Origin of the sequence: Streptomyces tardus (genome assembly GCF_018101125.2) — a bacterium.
Taxonomy (GTDB): Bacteria; Actinomycetota; Actinomycetes; order Streptomycetales; family Streptomycetaceae; genus Streptomyces; species Streptomyces tardus.
In genome coordinates, this window is the sequence record NZ_JAELVF020000002.1 from 168,171 (window position 1) to 185,586 (window position 17,416).

Annotated in this window: 14 protein-coding genes and 1 pseudogene; 4 read left to right on the top strand and 11 right to left on the bottom strand. The window is 73.2% G+C overall.

Annotated features, from left to right (window positions below; genetic code table 11):
* Positions 1-21: 21 nt before the first annotated feature.
* Both JGS22_RS21645 and JGS22_RS21650 read right to left on the bottom strand, forming a co-directional pair.
* Positions 22-1,719, bottom strand: a complete 1,698-nt coding sequence (locus JGS22_RS21645; protein WP_211039629.1) for a phytoene desaturase family protein — start codon at positions 1,717-1,719, stop codon at positions 22-24.
* Between the two features lie 157 nt (positions 1,720-1,876).
* Positions 1,877-4,051 (bottom strand): serine/threonine-protein kinase, encoded by a 2,175-nt coding sequence (locus JGS22_RS21650; RefSeq protein WP_211039628.1) that lies wholly within the window; start codon positions 4,049-4,051, stop codon positions 1,877-1,879.
* A gap of 329 nt (positions 4,052-4,380) precedes the next feature.
* On the opposite strand from JGS22_RS21650, the gene dhaK reads away from it, so the two are divergent.
* The 3 genes from dhaK (at position 4,381) to JGS22_RS21665 (ending at position 6,464) form a co-directional block, all read left to right on the top strand.
* Positions 4,381-5,373 (top strand): dihydroxyacetone kinase subunit DhaK, encoded by a 993-nt coding sequence (gene dhaK / locus JGS22_RS21655; protein WP_211039627.1) that lies wholly within the window; start codon positions 4,381-4,383, stop codon positions 5,371-5,373.
* Between the two features lie 103 nt (positions 5,374-5,476).
* Positions 5,477-6,061: a dihydroxyacetone kinase subunit DhaL gene (gene dhaL / locus JGS22_RS21660; RefSeq protein WP_211039648.1), complete on the top strand. Its 585-nt coding sequence runs from the start codon at positions 5,477-5,479 to the stop codon at positions 6,059-6,061.
* Positions 6,054-6,464 carry a PTS-dependent dihydroxyacetone kinase phosphotransferase subunit DhaM gene (locus tag JGS22_RS21665; RefSeq protein ID WP_211039626.1) on the top strand — a complete coding sequence of 137 codons (411 nt, stop codon included), beginning with the start codon at positions 6,054-6,056 and terminating at the stop codon, positions 6,462-6,464. The genes dhaL and JGS22_RS21665 overlap by 8 nt, the downstream gene beginning before the upstream one ends.
* 43 nt (positions 6,465-6,507) lie before the next feature.
* Here JGS22_RS21665 and JGS22_RS21670 read toward each other — a convergent pair.
* From JGS22_RS21670 to JGS22_RS21685, 4 genes and pseudogenes are all read right to left on the bottom strand, one after another.
* Positions 6,508-7,394, bottom strand: a pseudogene (locus JGS22_RS21670) (helix-turn-helix domain-containing protein); the annotation flags it as partial.
* Between the two features lie 127 nt (positions 7,395-7,521).
* Positions 7,522-8,007 (bottom strand): NUDIX hydrolase, encoded by a 486-nt coding sequence (locus JGS22_RS21675; RefSeq protein ID WP_211039625.1) that lies wholly within the window; start codon positions 8,005-8,007, stop codon positions 7,522-7,524.
* Between the two features lie 98 nt (positions 8,008-8,105).
* Positions 8,106-8,891: a glutamate racemase gene (locus JGS22_RS21680; RefSeq protein ID WP_211039624.1), complete on the bottom strand. Its 786-nt coding sequence runs from the start codon at positions 8,889-8,891 to the stop codon at positions 8,106-8,108.
* A gap of 200 nt (positions 8,892-9,091) precedes the next feature.
* Positions 9,092-10,363: a TerD family protein gene (locus JGS22_RS21685; protein WP_236074243.1), complete on the bottom strand. Its 1,272-nt coding sequence runs from the start codon at positions 10,361-10,363 to the stop codon at positions 9,092-9,094.
* 265 nt (positions 10,364-10,628) lie between these two features.
* Between JGS22_RS21685 and JGS22_RS21690 the strand changes: the two genes are divergently transcribed.
* Entirely contained in the window at positions 10,629-11,096 is a 468-nt protein-coding gene (locus JGS22_RS21690) for a DUF6643 family protein (protein ID WP_211039150.1), read from the top strand.
* Between the two features lie 319 nt (positions 11,097-11,415).
* Here the strand turns inward: JGS22_RS21690 and JGS22_RS21695 are convergent, their stop codons facing one another.
* From JGS22_RS21695 to JGS22_RS21715, 5 genes are all read right to left on the bottom strand, one after another.
* The gene (locus JGS22_RS21695) at positions 11,416-11,877 is read right to left on the bottom strand and encodes a DUF779 domain-containing protein (protein WP_211039151.1); all 462 of its coding nucleotides are present in this window, start codon (positions 11,875-11,877) and stop codon (positions 11,416-11,418) included.
* Between the two features lie 65 nt (positions 11,878-11,942).
* Complete coding sequence (gene exaC / locus JGS22_RS21700) at positions 11,943-13,466, bottom strand: acetaldehyde dehydrogenase ExaC (protein WP_211039152.1); 1,524 nt, start codon at positions 13,464-13,466, stop codon at positions 11,943-11,945.
* A gap of 210 nt (positions 13,467-13,676) precedes the next feature.
* Positions 13,677-14,930, bottom strand: a complete 1,254-nt coding sequence (locus JGS22_RS21705) for a GAF domain-containing protein (protein WP_211039153.1) — start codon at positions 14,928-14,930, stop codon at positions 13,677-13,679.
* Between the two features lie 200 nt (positions 14,931-15,130).
* The gene (locus tag JGS22_RS21710) at positions 15,131-15,565 is read right to left on the bottom strand and encodes a Crp/Fnr family transcriptional regulator (RefSeq protein ID WP_211039154.1); all 435 of its coding nucleotides are present in this window, start codon (positions 15,563-15,565) and stop codon (positions 15,131-15,133) included.
* A 308-nt stretch (positions 15,566-15,873) separates the two neighbouring features.
* A complete protein-coding gene (locus JGS22_RS21715; RefSeq protein WP_211039155.1) occupies positions 15,874-17,265 on the bottom strand; it encodes a family 2B encapsulin nanocompartment shell protein in 1,392 nt (463 codons plus the stop codon).
* Positions 17,266-17,416 lie beyond the last annotated feature (151 nt).

Sequence of the window (17,416 nt, forward strand, 5' to 3'; positions counted from 1 at the left end):
GCGGGAGTACGGCGCGCGGGGTCAGCGCGCGGAGCGGGCCTCCAACTCCAGCAGCGCCCGGGCCGCGTTGTGTCCGGGGATGCCGCTCACACCGCCTCCGCGCACCGCGCCCGCGCCGCACAGCAGTACGTTCGCGCTCCCGGTGGCCACCCCCCAGCGCGCCTGCGGGGCGGCCGGGTCGCCGGGCTGCGTCGCGGGGCCGCCGGGCTGCGTCGTACCGGGGTCGGGTGCGTACGGGAAGGCGAGGTCCCGGTGGAAGATGTGCCCGCCGGGCATCCGCAGATCGCGTTCGAGGTCCAGGGGCGTCTTGACCTCCAGGCACGGCCGGCCCGCGGCGTCCGTCGCGAGGCAGTCGGACAGCGGCTCGTCGAGGTGCTCCTGGAGCTGCGCCAGGGTCGCTTCGCACAACTCCTCGCGCACCGCCGCCTCGTCGGTGCCGCGGAAGAGGCGGGCCGGGGCGTGCAGTCCGAACAGGGTGAGCGTCTGGTAGCCCTCGCGGGCCGGTTCGGGGCCGAGGATCGAGGGGTCGGTCAGGGAGTGGCAGTAGATCTCCGAGGGCGGCGCCGAGGGCAGGACGCCGGAGGCCGCCTGCCGGTAGGCGTGCTCCAGCGCCTCGTAGCCCTCCGCGATGTGGAAGGTCCCGGCGAACGCCTGCCGCGGGTCGACCCGCCGGTCGCGCAGTCGGGGCAGGCGGCGCAGCAGCATGTTCACCTTCAACTGCGCCCCCTCCACGCCCTCGTCGGCGTCGGGCCCGGCCAGGGGGGCGCCGACGGGCAGACCGGCCGGACCGCCCGCGCCGAGCAGCGAGTCCAGTTGTGCGGGGGCCGCGCCGGAGAGTACGTAGCGCGCTGCCACCCGGCCCTCGCCCTCCCGGGTGCGGAAGGTGACCTCCGCCTCCCTGCCGTCGGTGGCGACCGCGGTCACCTCGTGCCCGGTGGCCAGTTCGGCGCCGGCCGCCCGGGCCGAGGCGGCGAGGGCGTCGGTCAGTGCCCCCATGCCGCCCACCGGCACGTTCCAGTCACCGGTGCCGCCGCCGATCACGTGGTAGAGGAAGCAGCGGTTCTGGCGCAGGGAGGGGTCGTGGGCGTGGCTGAACGTACCGATCAGCGCGTCGGTCAGCACGACGCCGCGCACCAGGTCGTCCGCGAAGTGGCGCTCGATGCTCTCGCCGATCGGGCGCTCGAAGAACTCCTCCCAGGTGCGGTCGTCATCCAGTCTGCGGCGCAGTTCGCTGCGGTTGGGGAGCGGCTCGGTCAGGGTGGGGAACACCCGTCGCGCGACCTGCGCGGCTCTGCCGTAGAAGCGCTGCCAGGACTCGAACTCCCGGTCCGATCCGGTGAGTTCGGCGAACGCCCGGCGGTTGTGGGCCGCATCGTCGGTTACCAGCAGCCCCTGGTCGCGGCCGTCGCGTCGCACCGGCGTGTACGAGGCCACCGAGCGTCCGCGCACCGAAAAGTCCAGCCCGAGGTCTCGCACGATGCTTCCGGGCAGCAGGCTGACCAGGTACGAGTAGCGCGAGAGGCGGGCGTCCACCCCCTCGAAGGCCCGGTCGGAGACGGCGGCGCCACCGGTGTGGTCCAGCCGCTCCAGCAGCAGGACGCTCAGACCGGCGCGGGCGAGATAGGCGGCGGAGACCAGCCCGTTGTGGCCGCCGCCGACGATGACGGCGTCGTACACGGCGTTCGGGCGGGCCGCGGACGGCGCGGAGGATGCACTCATGGCACCTGGTTAGCACGGGTGCGGCCACCGCGGCAGCAGTGCGTACACGCTCGCCCCGCCCCTTCACCGCCGCGCGGGGCGTGGCCGGCCGGGGGACGGGGACTGACTCGGGACGGGACGCGACGGGCGGGGGCCGCCGACGCCCGGCGGGGCCCGGTCAGGTCCGGGCGCTGCGGCGTATCTGCGCCACCCGGTGGTAGACGGCGGTGGCCTCGGTGTGCCGGCCCAGCTGCTCCAGACAGTGCGCCTCGTCGTTTCCGCTGGTGAGCGCGTCCGGATGGGTCGCCCCGAGCACCCGGTCGCGGGCGGCGGCCACCTGCCGGTAGATCGTCAGCGCTTCCTCCCAGCGGCTCAACCAGCCCAGGGCGACGGCCACTTCCCGCAGACTCACCAGAGTGTCGGGGTCGGAGGGCCCCATGGTGCCGGCCCGCAGCGCGGTGACCGCGCGGGCCTCCACCAGCGCCTCCTCCCACTGGCCCAGCCGCCCCAGGTTGACGCCGATCCCGTGCCGGGCGCGCAGCGTCTCGGGGTGCCCGACGCCCTGCGCACGGCTGCGGGCGGCGGCCAACTCCCGGTAGAGCGCGAGGGCTTCCTCGCTGCGGCCGAGCCGGCCGAGGCTGATCCCGGTCTCGTAGCGGGCGGCGAGGGTGTCGGGGTGGTCGGGGCCCAGGGCGCGGGCACGGGCGTCGGCGACCAGACCGTACATCGCCAGCGCCTCCTCCCAGCGGCCGAGCCGCCCCAGCGCGTACGCGGCCTCGTACCGGGTGGAGAGGGTGTCCGGGTGGTTCTCGCCCAGCACCCTGGCGCGGACCGCGGCGACCTCGTGGGAGAGCCGGCAGGACTCCTCCAGCCGGCCGAGCCCGCTGAGGTTGAAGGCGAGGTTGTGGCGGCAGCGCAGGGTCTCCGGATCGTCCGGGCCCGCGCTCGCCTCGCGCGCCGCGAGCACTGCCGTGTACGTGCGGTGCGCCTCCTCGTGACGGCCCAGGCCGTCGAGGACGTAGGCCGACTCCTGGAGCGCGTCCAGCACTTCGGCGTGGGTGGCCCCGAAGTGACGCTCCCGGGCGGCGGCCACCTGCTCGAACTCGGTGAGCGCCGCAGCGTGCCGGCCCTGTCGGGAGAGGGCGAAACCGAGCTCGTAGCGGCTGGAGAGGGTCTCGGGGTGGTCGGGGCCGAGGGCCGCGGCCCGCTCGGCGGCGACCTGCTGGTGCAGCTCGCCCGCTTCGGCCCACCGGCCGTTGTGGCCCAGGCTCAGCCCCAGTGCGTGTCGTTCCTCGACGGTCGCGGGCGTCGGCAGGGCGCCGAGCACGGCCGCGTGGGGTTCGAGGCCGGGGCGGGGCAGCGTCCAGCGCGCGCTGAGCGGCGACGGCTCCGGGGTGCGTCCGCGCGGCAGGCGGCCGGGGGCCAGGCCGGCCCGGATGCCCAGTGCCCAGCCCGGCAGCAGCTCCTGCGGCCCCCCGCGCGGGGAGGGCACCAGCGGGCCGGTGTCGAGCCTGGCCCGCTGTATCCAGTCACTGACCTCGGAAGCCCCCTGCGGGCGGTCGTGCGGCTCCTTGGCGAGCAGCGCCAGCACCATCCGGTCCAGCTCCTCCGGCAGCCCCGGGCGCACCACGCGCAGCGGAGTCGGCTCGGTCTCGGTGTGGCCGATCAGGATGGACCAGGTGTCCTCCAGGTCGAACGGCGGTGCACCGGTGGCGAGTTCGTAGAGGACGCAGCCCATCGAGTACAGGTCGCTGCGCTCGTCCACCGTTCGGCCGCTGATCTGCTCGGGCGACATGTACGGCGGGGTTCCCATCGCGGCGCCGGCGTTCGGCGTCCGTGCGGTGAAGCCCGGTTCCTGGTTCAGGTGGGCGATGCCGAAGTCGCAGATCTTCACGGTGCCGTCGGTCAGCCGCATCACGTTGGCCGGCTTCAGGTCCCGGTGGACGATGTCCTGGCCGTGGGTGTACGCGAGCGCCTCACAGATCTGCTGCGCGATGTCCCAGATGTCGGCCACGGGCAGCGGATCGCCGTCGTTCTCCTTGAGCAGCTGACTGAGGTTCAGCCCTTCCAGCAGCTCCATCACCAGGAACGGCGTGCCCTCGGAGTCGCCGAAATCGTGGACGACGGTCACTCCGCGGTGCTGGAGGGATGCGGCCACCCGCGCCTCCCGGCGGAAGCGCTGGTGCAGCTCGTCGTCGAGGCCGCCGCCCCGACTGCGGCCCGCCCGCAGGCACTTGACGGCCACCCGCCGTCCCAACGACTCGTCACGGGCGCGCCACACCTCGCCCATGCCGCCACGACCGATCCGCTCCAGCAGCCGGTACCTGCCCTGGATCAGCGTGGTCCCCTCCATCTCTCTGCCCCCGTCGTGTGCCTCAGCTCCCCTTGCGCCCGAACAGTATGTCCGTCACCGCTCGGCCTGGATATGGCGGGCCCCGTACGGCGACCCGTGCTGCGCACACCGGCCGCGCCCGTGCGGCCCGCGTCCTCCGCGGTCCCGGACCTGGCAGAACGGCCCCGTGCACCCGGTACGGAGGCCGCGAGCCTCCCGTTCCCCGGGCACGTACGAAGCTGTGTCGCCGTACCCCTGCCGGAGTGGACGATTGCCGCGATACTGGCACGGTCGGCACCAGGCACGGACGCCGCCGCTGCGGCGATCCGCCACTCGCGCCAGGAGGTCCCATGAAGCAGTTGATCAACGTGCCCGAGACGGTGGTGGCCGATGCGCTGCGCGGGATGGCTGCGGCCCATCCGGACCTCACTGTCGATGTGGAGAACCGGGTGATCACGCGCGCGGACGCCCCGGTCGCGGGCAAGGTGGCGCTGGTCTCCGGCGGCGGCAGCGGTCACGAGCCGCTGCACGGCGGCTTCGTCGGACTCGGCATGTTGGACGCCGCCTGCCCCGGAGAGGTGTTCACCTCGCCGGTGCCGGACCAGATGACCAGGGCCGCGGCGGCGGTGGACAGCGGCGCGGGCGTGCTGTTCGTGGTGAAGAACTACACCGGCGACGTGCTCAACTTCGACATGGCCGCCGAACTCGCCGAGGACGAGGGCGTACAGATCGCCAGGGTCCTGGTGGAGGACGACGTGGCAGTCACCGACAGCACCTTCACCGCGGGCCGCCGGGGCACCGGAGGCACGCTCTTCGTGGAGAAGATCGCCGGCGCCGCCGCGCAGGAGGGTGCTCCGCTGGACCGGGTGGCCGCGGTCGCCCGGCAGGTGTCGGAGTCCTGCCGCAGCTTCGGCGTCGCACTGAGCCCGTGCACGACTCCGGCGAAGGGCAGCCCCACCTTCGAACTACCCGCCGGCGAGCTGGAGTTGGGTGTCGGTATCCACGGCGAGCCGGGGCGGGAACGGCGCGGCATGATGACCTCGGGCGAGATTGCCGACGCCACCGTCGAGGCGCTGCTCGCCGACCGGATGCCCACTGCCCCGGTGCTCGCGCTCGTCAACGGCATGGGCGCCACACCGCTGCTGGAGCTCTACGGTTTCAACGCCGAGGTCCAGCGGGCGCTGTCCGAGCGCGGTGTGGTGGTGGCCCGCACGCTGGTCGGCAACTACGTCACCTCGCTCGACATGGCCGGCTGTTCGCTCACTCTGTGCCAGGCCGACGAGGAGACGCTGAAGCTGTGGGACGCACCCGTGCGGACGCCCGGCCTGCGCTGGGGCATCTGAGCGGACGGGCGGAGCGGATCTCGGACTGCCGACAGAGAGGCGGAGCGGCGTGAGCGACCGGAACACAGAGGCGAAGTGGGACTCGAATCGGGCCCGGCACTGGATGGCGGCGGCGGCCCGCGCGATGACGGAGAACGAGCAGCGCCTCACCGAGCTCGACTCGGCGATCGGCGACGCCGACCACGGCGGCAATATGCGCAGAGGCTTCCAGGCGGTGACCTCGGCTCTCGACACCGCCCAGGACGAGGGCCAACTCACCGGCCCCGGATCGGTGTTGACGCTCGCGGGCCGCACGCTGATCTCCAAGGTCGGCGGTGCTTCGGGGCCGCTGTACGGGACCCTGCTGCGGCGGGTGGGCAAGACGCTGGGCGACGAGGCCGAGGTCGATCCCGCGGTGCTGAGCGAGGGTCTGCGCGCCGGCGTGGAGGGCGTGGTGAAGCTCGGCGGGGCGGCCGTGGGCGACAAGACGATGGTGGACGCCCTGCAACCCGCGGTCGACGCGCTGGAGAGCGGGTTCGCGGCAGCTTCGCAGGCCGCGCTGCACGGCGCCGAGGGCACGGTGCCGCTGCGCGCCCGCAAGGGCAGAGCGAGCTATCTGGGCGAGCGCAGCGTCGGCCACCAGGACCCCGGCGCGACCTCGGCCGCCCTGCTGCTCGGCGCGCTGGCGGAGGTGGCGGGCGATGAGTGAGCGCGGGCAGGTCGGGCTGGTGCTGGTCTCGCACAGCGCACAGGTGGCCGAGTCGGTTGCCCGGCTGGCACAGGACCTCACACCGGGCGGCGGCCACGCGCCACTGGCCGCTGCGGGCGGCACCCCCGACGGCGGGGTGGGCACCAGCGCGGAGCGGGTGGTGGCGGCTGCGGGCGAGGTCGACCGGGGTGCGGGCGTCGTTGTTCTGGTCGACCTGGGCAGCGCCGTGCTGACGGTGCGCAGTCTGCTGGCCGACGAGGACGAACTGCCGCCGGACACGGTCATCGCGGACGCGCCCTTCCTGGAGGGGGCCGTGTCCGCACTGGTCACCGCCTCGGCCGGGGGCGACGTCGATGCGGTGCGGGCCGCGGCCGAGGAGGCGTACGCGTACCGCAAACTCTGAGTCGGCCCAGCCGGCCGTCGACGTCGGCACATCCGTCGACGACGGCCAGTTCCATGCAGCGCAGACGGGCCGGGGAGAAGTCGTAGGGCATCTTGCCCGTCGCCTCGAACGCGCTCATGGTTCTCTGCTTGCTGTCGGAGTCCGAGGCGCCCTCGTCGGGGTGCAGGGCCTCCCAGTCGTCGAAGAGCGCCTCGTCGCTCGCCGCCAGGCCGGACTCCTCGATGACGGCGTGCAACGCCGCCTCGAAGGCGTGTCGTTCGGCAGCCACCCGGGCCACCAGGGGGTCGTCGACGGCGACCGTGTCGTCCAGTGACTCCTCGGCGGCGTCGATGCGGTCGGATCCCTCCCGCAGTTCCGGGTGCGTGGCCAGGGCGATGAAACGGGTGGCCTGGACGGCGGCACCGAGCGGACCGAAGATCCGCTCGGTGACCAGCAGGCTGTCCAGGTCCGTCTGACCCAGAGAGCCCTCGGGCAGGCCCGTGAGGCGGCCGGTGACGAAGTCGGAGAGCAGACCCGTCCGGCTGCCCTCGGTACGCATGCGCTGCACAGCCGTACGTTGGCGCCGGAGTTCTGCTTCCTGGGCGAGCAGGGCCTCCTCCAGTCGTTCCAGGATGCTCGCGAGGCCGTCCTCGCCGGCAGGATCGGCGGGTGCGGCGGGATCGGCGGGATCGGCGGGATCGGCGGGATCAGTGTCGGCGAAGGCGCCACGGATGTCGTCCAGGGCGATTCCGGCGTCGGCCATCCTGCGGATCCACAGCAGCCGGATCATGTCCTCGTAGCCGTAGCGGCGGCGGCCGTCGCCGCCGCGCTCCGGCTCCGGGAGCAGGCCGATCCCGTGGTAGTGACGGATCGCCCGGGCGGTGGTGCGACGAAGGCCGCCGCGTCACCGATCTTGACCCGGCGCGGCGAGTTGATGAGGGGCGAAGACATGAGCAGGGGCCCTCCTGGGCAGGGTGGGAGCCGGCTCCCACCGGAACACATGCCGCTGCGGAAGGTGCAACCCGAGCGGCTGCGCCCCGACGAGCCCCACCGGGGCACACGGTCCGAACGTCGGACCCTAGACGTCCTGCGGTGCGGCCGGGGCGAACCAGGTCGGGTCGTCGTCGACGGCCAGCTTGATGCGGGTCAGCCCGAACTCCTCCAGCGGCGGCAACGCGTCCCGCGCGAACCAGCCCACTTCCAGCGACTCGTCGTCGTTCACCCGGGCCTCGCCGCCGACCGCACGGCAGCGCAGGGTGACGTCCATGAACTGGCAGACGTCGCCGTTGTCGTAGGTGACCGGATCCCGCGTCTCCACCAGGACGATCCGCTCGGGCACGCAGTGCACCGCGGTCTCCTCGTACACCTCGCGCACCGCGGTCTCCGCGGGCTGCTCGCCGGGGTCGGGGATACCACCGATCACCGCCCAGCGACCAGTGTCCGAACGGCGGCCGAGCAGTACGCGGCCCTCGTCGTCGAAGACGATCGCCGTGACACCGGGCAGGAAGAGCAGCTGCGTACCGATGTCGGCACGCAGCTCGCGGATGAAGTCGGGAGTGGCCATGCCCCGACCCTACGTCGCCGCCGGGAGCCCTCGGCCGGCCTCCACAGACGGTGCGGCGCGCCCGTACGGGGGGCCTGCGGGCGCGTGCGCGGCGGCAGTCACACCACGGGGCTCGGGGCGGCGAGCAACCGGCCCTCGGCGTAGACCTGCACGGTCGCGCCCAGTCCTGCCGGACGGCCGCTGTGCAGCACGGTCACCGTGCCGACCGGGTGCGCAGGCGACTTGGGCAGCGCGCCCGCACGCCGCAGCGCCTGCGCGGCGACCGCCCGTGCCGAGCCGTGGGTGTCGGGCGCGCGGTGGCCGTCGAGCCGTACGGCCTCGCGGATCCGCTCGCCGACCAACTCGTAGTGGGTGCAGCCCAGTACGACCGCGTTCACACCTTCGGGGGTGAGGTCCGCGGCGGCCGAGACGGCCTCGTCGATCGCGGTCTCGTCGCCGCGCTCCACCGCCTCGGCGAGGCCGTGGCAGGGAACGGCGGTGAGGTCCGCGCCGCCGCCGAACTCCTCGATCAGCCTGCGCTGATACGCGCTGCCGGTGGTGGCCGGCGTGGCCCACACCGCGACCCGGCCGCCGCCGGCCGCGGCGGGCTTGACCGCGGGCACCGTACCGACGACCGGAATGTCGGGCTCCAACTGCGCGCGCAGGGCCGGCAGCGCGTGCACCGAGGCGGTGTTGCACGCGACGATCAGGGCGTCCGGTCCGTGCGCCGCGGCGGCTCGTGCGCACAGCAGCGCCCGCTCACGGATCTCGGCCTCGGTCCTGGGGCCCCAGGGCGCCCCGTCTGGGTCGCTCGAGAGCACGAGATGGGCGTCGGGCCGCAGCCTGCGTACGGCGGCAGCGGCGGCCAGCAGCCCGACTCCGGAATCGATGAGCGCGATTTTCACAACACAGAGCGTACGTCGGCGGTGTCCGGCACCGGCGTGCACGCCACCGCTGCCGCGCGGGCGGGGCGCCGTGGCGCGGGCGGGGCGCCGTGCCCCGTCCGCCTGCCCCGAGCCGGACGACGCACCGCGCCGCCGCGCTCCCGGGGCGGGGAGCGCGGCGGCGCGGTCGCGGTCGGTCCGCGGTCACCCTCCGCGGAGGCTCACTTGCTGCCGGGGGTCCAGTTCAGTCCCCACCCGTAGGCGTAGTCCAGGGTGCGCTGCGGGCTGACGCCGCGCTCGGGGACGAGGTAGCGGGCCTCTCGCTGGACCACGAGCTCGCCGCCCTGGTTGGTGAGCAGCGCGAGCGCGCAGACCGTGGAGGGCACCGTGCACTCGTCGAGGAAGAACTCCACCGGGGCGCCGTGCTGCGGCTGGAGGGTGACGGTCGCGTTGAGGTTGGCGAAGGAGCGGGCCCCCTCGTAGACGGTGACGAAGACCAGGATGCGCTTGAAGTCCTGGACGTGGTCGAGGTTGACGTCGAGGTTCTCGCCGCTGGAGACGGCGCCGGTTCGGTCGTCGCCGTCCAGGTGGATGTAGGGCGGACGGTCCAGCGCGCCGAAGGTGTTGCCGATGGCCTGGACGACACCCTTGCGGCCGTCGCTCAGCTCGAAGAGCGCGCCGAGGTCGAGGTCGAGATCGTTGTGCTGGGCGATGGCGCGGCCGAGCTTCTGCCCCCAGCCCTTGAACTGCTTGCGGACCTCCCAGTTGAGGTTGACCCGCAGATTGCCGGAGGTGCCGCCCTGCTTGGTGAGGGAGACGACCGGCGCCTCCTTGGTGAGCGTGATCTTGCTCAGGCTCACCGGCTGTGCGGGCGGCGTCTGCGGCGGGGCGGGCTGCACGGGCGGCGCAGGCGGGGCCTGCTGCACGGGCGGCGCAGCAGGAGCGGGCGCCGCGGGGGCCGGGGCGGGCTCCTCGACGGAGATCCCGAAGTCGGTGGCCAGACCGCCGAGTCCGGTGGCGTACCCCTGGCCGACGGCGCGGAACTTCCAGGCACCCTGCCTGCGGTACAGCTCGCCGAGGACGAACGCCGTCTCGTTGGAGGCGTCCTCGCTGTCGAAGCGGGCCAACTCCGCGCCGTTCGCGCTGTCGAGGACGCGCACGTGCAGCCCGGGCACCTGCCCGAAGGTGCCGCCGTCGGCGGAGGCGACGAGCACGACCTTCTCGATCCCGGCCTCGACCTGCCCGAACTCGACCGTCAGCGCGTCGCTCACCGTGCCGCCCGCAGGTGTCTTGCCGACGTGGCGCACTCCGCCGGAGGGGTGCTGCGCCTGGTTGTAGAAGACGAAGTCCTCGTCCGAGCGCACCTTGCCGGTGTCCAGCAGCAGCAGCGCGGAGGCGTCGACGTCGGGCACCCCGGCGCCGGCCTGCCAGCCGATCTCCACTCGCACCGCCGACGCCGCGACCGGGACGTTCATGCCTTTACTCATCGTCATGGTGATTCCCCTCAAGACGGCCAACCCTCATGGCGCCGCCCGCTTGTTCACTGCTCGCCGACCACCCAACCTATGCCACCGCGACCCGCTGCCGGACGGCGGCGGTCGGCCACTCGCGGGGCGCCGGCGTCGTGCCGAGACGGTCAACTACTGGGCGGTTTGCGACACTTCGCGACGGTTCGAAGATCGTTGCCACCGGAACGGCGGCAAATGACCCCCTTGCCACCCTCCTCAGAAAGCCTTTCTTCGGTTTAACTTGGGCAGCATGACCTCCCCCTCCTCCCGCAGCGGATACGGCGGCGGCTACTACTCCGCCCCATCCTTCGCCGACACGCCTATCTACGACAGCCTGGTGGCCGAGCGGGGCACCCCGCAGATCGCGCCCATCCGGGTCCCTGCCGCGTATGAGAGCGCGAGCAATCTGCCCGCCCTCCCGGCGCTCGCCTCGGGGCCGAGTCAGGCTTCGCTGGGGCATCAGCGCGGCTTCCCCCAGCCCGTACAGCACGCGGCGCCGCTCCAGCAGGCACCCGCGCCCTACATCCCGCAGCAGGCAGCGGCCGGCGCGCAGCAGCAGTACGGCCAGCCCTACCAGCAGCCGGGCGGGTACCCGCAGCAGACCCGGATGCGTCCGGCGGCGCCGCGGCCCGCGGCGCCCCGCCCGATGAACGCGCAGCCCGCGCCCACGCGTTACGAGGACCCGTACGGAAGGCCGCACCCCGGCTACGGCTACTGAGCCGCAGACCACCGCACGCGCCCTGCGCACCGCATCCACTGGGCCCAGCACCACGGGGGTGGTCCAGCTCAGCCGTCCGGGGCGGCGGCGGAGGAACGACATCCGTTCCTCCGCCGCCGCCCCGTCGCGTGGGTGGGGGCGGTTCGGCACGCGGCGGGAGCTCGGCGGTCACGGAAGAGGCCGCGCCCCGCTCGCACGAGAGCGCGGCCTCCGGGCCGCCGTACGCCTGCCCGCCGCCGTCGGCCAGCGAGTCGCCTCCTGCAAGAGCCGGCGACCCGTGCACCACGGGCAGGCATGCGACGGGTATCGGGATGCCCCGTCAGTCGGGACGAGGCCCGGTGGACGGTGCGGCGCGGTCGGTCCGCGACGCCTCGCCCTGCTCGTCCCCCGGGTTGTCCTCCGGGTTGTCCTCCGCCTCCAGCGTTCGCAGTTCCTCGTCGGTGAGCAGGCGGGAGCGGATCAGGAACCGCACCCCTTCCGGCGCTTCCACCGAGAACCCGCCGCCGCGGCCCGGCACCACGTCCACCGTGAGGTGGGTGTGACTCCAGTACGCGTACTGGCTCGCGGACATCCAGAACCGCACCGGTTCCGGCACCCCCGGCGCCGTCAGCTCACCGAGGAGTACGTCCGAGGCCCCGGTGCGGAAGTCGCCGCGCGGGTAGCACATCGGTGAACTGCCGTCGCAGCAGCCACCGGACTGGTGGAACATCAGCGGCCCGTGCAGAGCGGTGAGCCGCGCCAGCAACTCGCCCGCCGCATCGGTCAGTTCGACTCTCGACACCTGCGCTCTTCCTTTCCTGCGTGCGGACCCGCCGCGGGCAGCGCCGAAGCCGGCACTCGCGCGGCCTAGAAGAAGCCGAGCTTCTTCGGGGAGTAGCTGACCAGCAGGTTCTTGGTCTGCTGGTAGTGGGCGAGCATCATCCGGTGGTTCTCCCGCCCGATGCCGGACTGCTTGTAGCCGCCGAACGCGGCGTGTGCGGGGTAGGCGTGGTAGCAGTTGGTCCACACCCGGCCGGCCTGGATCGCCCGGCCCGCTCGGTAGGCGGTGCTGCCGTCCCTGGTCCACACTCCGGCGCCGAGCCCGTAGAGCGTGTCGTTGGCGATCTTCATGGCGTCGGCGTAGTCGTCGAACCCGGTGACGGCGACGACCGGTCCGAAGATCTCCTCCTGGAAGACCCGCATGTGGTTGGCGCCCTCCAGGATGGTCGGTCGCACGTAGTAGCCGCCGGCCAACTCGCCGTCCAGCTCCGCCCTCGCGCCACCGGTGAGCACCTTCGCGCCCTCCTGGGCGCCGATGTCGAGGTAGGCGAGGATCTTCTCCAACTGGTCGTTGGACGCCTGGGCGCCGATCATCGTCTCGGTGTCCAACGGGTTGCCCTGGACGATCTGTTCGGTCCTGGCGACAGCCGCGTCCAGGAAGTCCCGGTAGTGGCCGCGCTGGATCAGTGCGCGCGAGGGGCAGGTGCAGACCTCGCCCTGGTTCAGCGCGAACATGGTGAAGCCTTCGAGCGCCTTGTCGAGGAAGTCGTCCTGCTCGGCGGAGACGTCGTCGAAGAAGATGTTCGGGCTCTTGCCGCCGAGTTCGAGGGTGACGGGCTTCAGGTTCTCCGAGGCGTACTGCATGATCAGCCGCCCCGTGGTGGTCTCACCGGTGAAGGCGACCTTGGCGACGCGCGCGCTGGAGGCGAGCGGCTTGCCGGCCTCGGCGCCGAAGCCGTTGACGATGTTGATCACACCGGGCGGCAGCAGATCCGCGATCAGGCTCATCCAGTAGTGGATCGAGGCGGGTGTCTGCTCGGCCGGCTTCAGCACGACGGCGTTGCCCGCCGCGAGAGCCGGGGCCAGCTTCCAGGTCGCCATCAGGAGCGGGAAGTTCCACGGGATGATTTGCGCGACCACGCCGAGCGGCTCGTGGAAGTGGTACGCCACCGTGTCGGGGTCGATCTCGGAGAGGGTGCCCTCCTGGGCGCGGATCGCGCCCGCGAAGTAGCGGAAGTGGTCGACGGCCAGGGGCAGATCGGCGGCCAGCGTCTCGCGCACCGGCTTGCCGTTCTCCCAGCTCTCCGCGACGGCCAGCCGCTCGAGGTTCTCCTCCATGCGGTCGGCGATCCGGTTCAGGACGAGGGCCCGCTCGCCGGCCGAGGTGGCGGCCCAGCCCGGAGCCGCCGCGTGCGCCGCGTCGAGCGCGGCCTCGACGTCCGCAGCCGTGCCGCGGGCGATCTCGGTGAAGGGCTGCCCGTTGACGGGACTCGGGTTCTCGAAGTACTGGCCCCCCGCGGGCGGCGTGTAGGCCCCGCCGATCCAGTGGTCGTAGCGGGACTGGTAGCTCATGACGGCGTCGGCCGTCCCGGGCGCGGCGTAGCGGCTCATGGTCGCCCTCCTGGCTGGGGTCGCCGCCCCACCCACTGCGGTACGGCGGCCTGGGCCCAGAGCGTAGGTGCGGGGAGGTTGCACGGACGTTGCGCGCCGTGCGGGCGCGGGGAGTTCGGCGCCGGATGGCGTACGCGACAGCGGGCGCCGAGGGTGTGCGGGCGGTGTGGCGGGGGCGGGGAGCGGTGCGGTCGGTTTGCGCGCCCGCGCTCAGCGGGCCCCGTACAGTCCGTAGTCGGCTCGCAGCGCTGCGACACGGGCGGTGAGCACGGCGTGCTCCCGGGCGGGGACGAGCGCCAGGAGCGCCTCCCACACCTCGAGGTCGTCCTCGCCCCAGCCGGTGGCGACCCAGTCGCGGAGCAGCGCGGGCTCGCCCGCCCCCAGCAGTGCCTGCCGGAGCCCGCCGAGGAGACGGCGGCGCATCCCGACGATGCCGGGCGCCTCGGACTCGGGCAGCAGCGGACCGCGGTAGGCGGCGAGCGCCGAGGCGGGGTCGGTGCGCAGGGCGTCGGCGACGAACCCGGCGTCGGTGTCGACGGGTTGGGTGAGCCGGTAGGGCCGCGAGGCGAGAAAGGTGCCGAGCAGCTGCCGCAGCCGTGAGAGCTCCGCACGCAGGGTGACGGGGTTGACCTCGCGCTCGCCGTACAGCTCCCAGGCCAGCGCCTGGCCGGTCAGGCCGTCGGGGCGGGCGGCGAGCAGCGTCACGATCTCGCTGTGTCTGCGGCCCAGCCGCACGCTGCCGCCGCCGCGGTGGAGTACGGCCTCGTCGCGGCCGAGCACCTGCAGTCGGGCACGGTCGGGGAGGGTGCCGAGCGCCGCCAGCTGTGCTTCCGCTGCCCGGGCGGTCGCCTGGACCAGGGCGAGGCTCTGCGGGGCGGCGAGATGGTCACCACCGGTGATGTCCAGTACGCCGATGACCCGCCGGGTGCGCGGATCGTGGACGGGGGCCGCCGCGCAGGTCCACTGCTGCACCGGGAGGCAGTAGTGCTCGGCGCTGAAGATCTGCACCGCGTGGTCGACGGCCAGCGCGGTGCCCGGCGCGTTGGTGCCGACCCGGGCCTCCGCCCACCGGGACCCCGGGACGAAGTTCATGCGCTCCGCGCGCCGTCGGACCTGGGGGTGCCCCTCGACCCAGAGCATCCGCCCGTACTCGTCGCAGACCGAGAGCAGATGCTCCCCGTCATCGGCGATGCCGCCCAGCAACTCCCGTACCAGCGGCATGACCTGGGCGAGCGGGTGTTGAACGCGGTGCGCTGCGAGGTCGGCGTCGGACATGTCCACCTCGGCGACCTCGGCGGGACGGACCCTGGCCCCGGCGCAGCGGCGCCAGGACTCGGCGACCACCGGGCGCACCCCGGGCCGCACGGTGCCGTCGGTCAGGAAGTCGGCGTGCGCGCGACGCACGGCGACGGCCCGCTCCCGCGGGTCCGCGCCGGCTGCCAGTGCCAGCCAGGGGTTCAGCACGTGCACATCGTGCGCCAGCGCGGACGGGTGGGCAATGGGACCGTCTGTACGAACAGTGCGCGGAGTCGGGCGCGAGCGCGCGCCCCGCCCCGGTTCGTGCCCGTCCGGTGGCCGGCCGGCCCGGCGGAACGGGCTCATCGTCGGCCCTGTCCGGCCCTGCGGGGCGGGAGCGGGTCGGGGAGGGGCGCCCTGTCCGGCCCTCAGCCGTACAGGTCGATCAGCCGGCTGCGGGAGCGCTGGAGACGGTGCGAGACGATCTCGCCGACGGCCAGCGCGAGCGCGTACCCCAGCTCGTGGTCCTGCTCGCACAGTGCTCGCACCTCGGCGGCGTCGAACTCCAGGGCACGCACCGGGCTGCCCGCCTCACCGCTCAGATGCCAGGCGAAGGGCGGGAAGAACCAGGACCAGCCGAGCAGTTCACCGTGGCTGATGTTCTCCACGACCTGGGCGCTGCGGCCCGGGACCCGCTGCTCCAGCGTCACCGATCCGGTGTGGACGATCCAGAAGCGGTCGGCTTTCTCGCCCTCCTCGAAGATGCGCTCGCCCGAGGGGAACGCGACCTCCCGACCGAGCTGCCGCAGCCGCGCCGAGTGCTCGGGGCTGAGCGTGCCGAGCAGTCCTGTTTTGGTCCGCATGGCGCCTCCTCTCGCCGGGCTCTGCGTCCCCGGCACGGGGAGCCCGCGGCCCGGCCACCGGCGCGGACTGCCGGCGAGGTCGGGCGGTCACCACGGCTGCCCCTCCCCCAGTGTCACACCCACTCCGTGGCGGGGACAGCCGTGGCCGGGCGACCCGTGCGGGGCGGCCGGCGCAGGGCGGCCGGCGCAGGGCGGCCGGCACAGGTAGGGCGGCGAGCGGCGGCGGGGCGGCGGCCGGCGCGGTCCTGCCGCGCCGGCGGCCGTCGAACCCGGTACCGCGCCCAGTGCTGCGGTCCGGTGCCGGATCTCTAGACCTCCACGTCCTCCAGGATGCCGAGGGCATCCGGTACCAGTACGGCGGCCGAGAAGTAGACGCTGACCAGGTAGGACATCACCGCCTTGTCGTCGATGCCCATGAAGCGGGCGTTCAGACTCGGCTCGATCTCGTCCGGGATGCCGCTCTGGTGCAGCCCGACGACGCCCTGGTTCTCCTGGCCCAGGCGCATCGCGAGCACCGAGCTGGTGTGGTTCTTGCTGATCGGGATCTTGTTGCAGGGCAGCAGCGGGATGCCGCGCCAGGTGCGGACCGCGGAGCCGTCGACTTCGGCGTGGCCGGGATAGATCCCCCGGCTGCTGCACTCCCGGCCGATCGCGGCGATGGTGCGCGGGTGTGCCAGCAGGAACTGGGTCTTGCGGCGGCGGGTGATGAGGTCGTCGAGGTCGTCGGGGGTGGGCGGACCGGTGCGAGTGTGCAGCCGCTGACCGAGATCGGCGTTGTGCAGCAGACCGAACTGCCGGTTGTTCACCAGCTCGTGCTCCTGCCGCTCCCGCAACGCCTGGACGGTCAGGCGCAGTTGCTCCTCGACCTGGTTCATCGGCTCGTTGTACAGATCCGCGACCCGCGAATGCACCCGCAGCACCGTCTGCGCCACCGACAACTCGTACTCCCGCGGCGACACGTCGTAATCCACGAACGTACCCGGCAGCTCCAGCTCGCCCTCATGACCGGAGGCGAGCTCGATGTCCGCCTCACCGCGCTTGTTCTGCCGGGGCATCAGTCGGCTGAGCAAGCCCTCCAGATGCGCCCTGAGGGGCGCGGACTGCTCTGCTACCGCCCTGAACTCCGTGAGCGGGAGGGCCAGTACGGTGCAGCGGGTCAGCGAGCGCAGCGAGCAGTCCCAGCGGCCCTCGCGGTCGGTCAGTGCCTGGTCGCCGGCCCAGTCGCCGTCCGCGAGCACCCCGAGGTTGGTCTCGCCGTCGTACTCGCCGGCGCCGACCTTGTTGATCTTTCCGTGGGCGATCAGCAGCACCTCCTCGACCGGGCTGCCGCCGTCGACGATGCGCTCCCCGGCGGCGTACTCGCGCTGTACGCAGCGTGCGGCCAGCGTCTGGAGCTCGTCGGTGCCCTCGAATCCGTGGAGCGCGGGGAGTTCGGTCAACTCGGCCGGGATCACGCGGACTTCGGCGCCAGCGCTGATGAACTCCACGCGTCCGTTGCCGAGGGTGTGGGTGAGTCGCCGGTTCACCCGGTAGGTGCCGCCCGAGACCTCCACCCAGGGCAGGATCCGCAGCAGCCACCGGGTGGAGATGCCCTGCATCTGCGGCGGCGTCTTGGTGGTCGTGGCGAGGGTGCGTGCTGCCGCGGTGTTCAGGCTGCTGCCGGGAGCGGTGTTCTGGTCGGTCAACGGCGTGCTGGTCATACGGTGTGGGGCCTTCCGGTACGTGTGTGTCGCGCGCGGGACCGTGAGGCCGCGCGCCGCCGCGGGGACGCGGCATGGTGCAACTGGCGGCGGGACGAGGGGAGCCGCCCGTACGCGGCTTCGGCGGATTCGCCGGGCACCGCACGCCCGA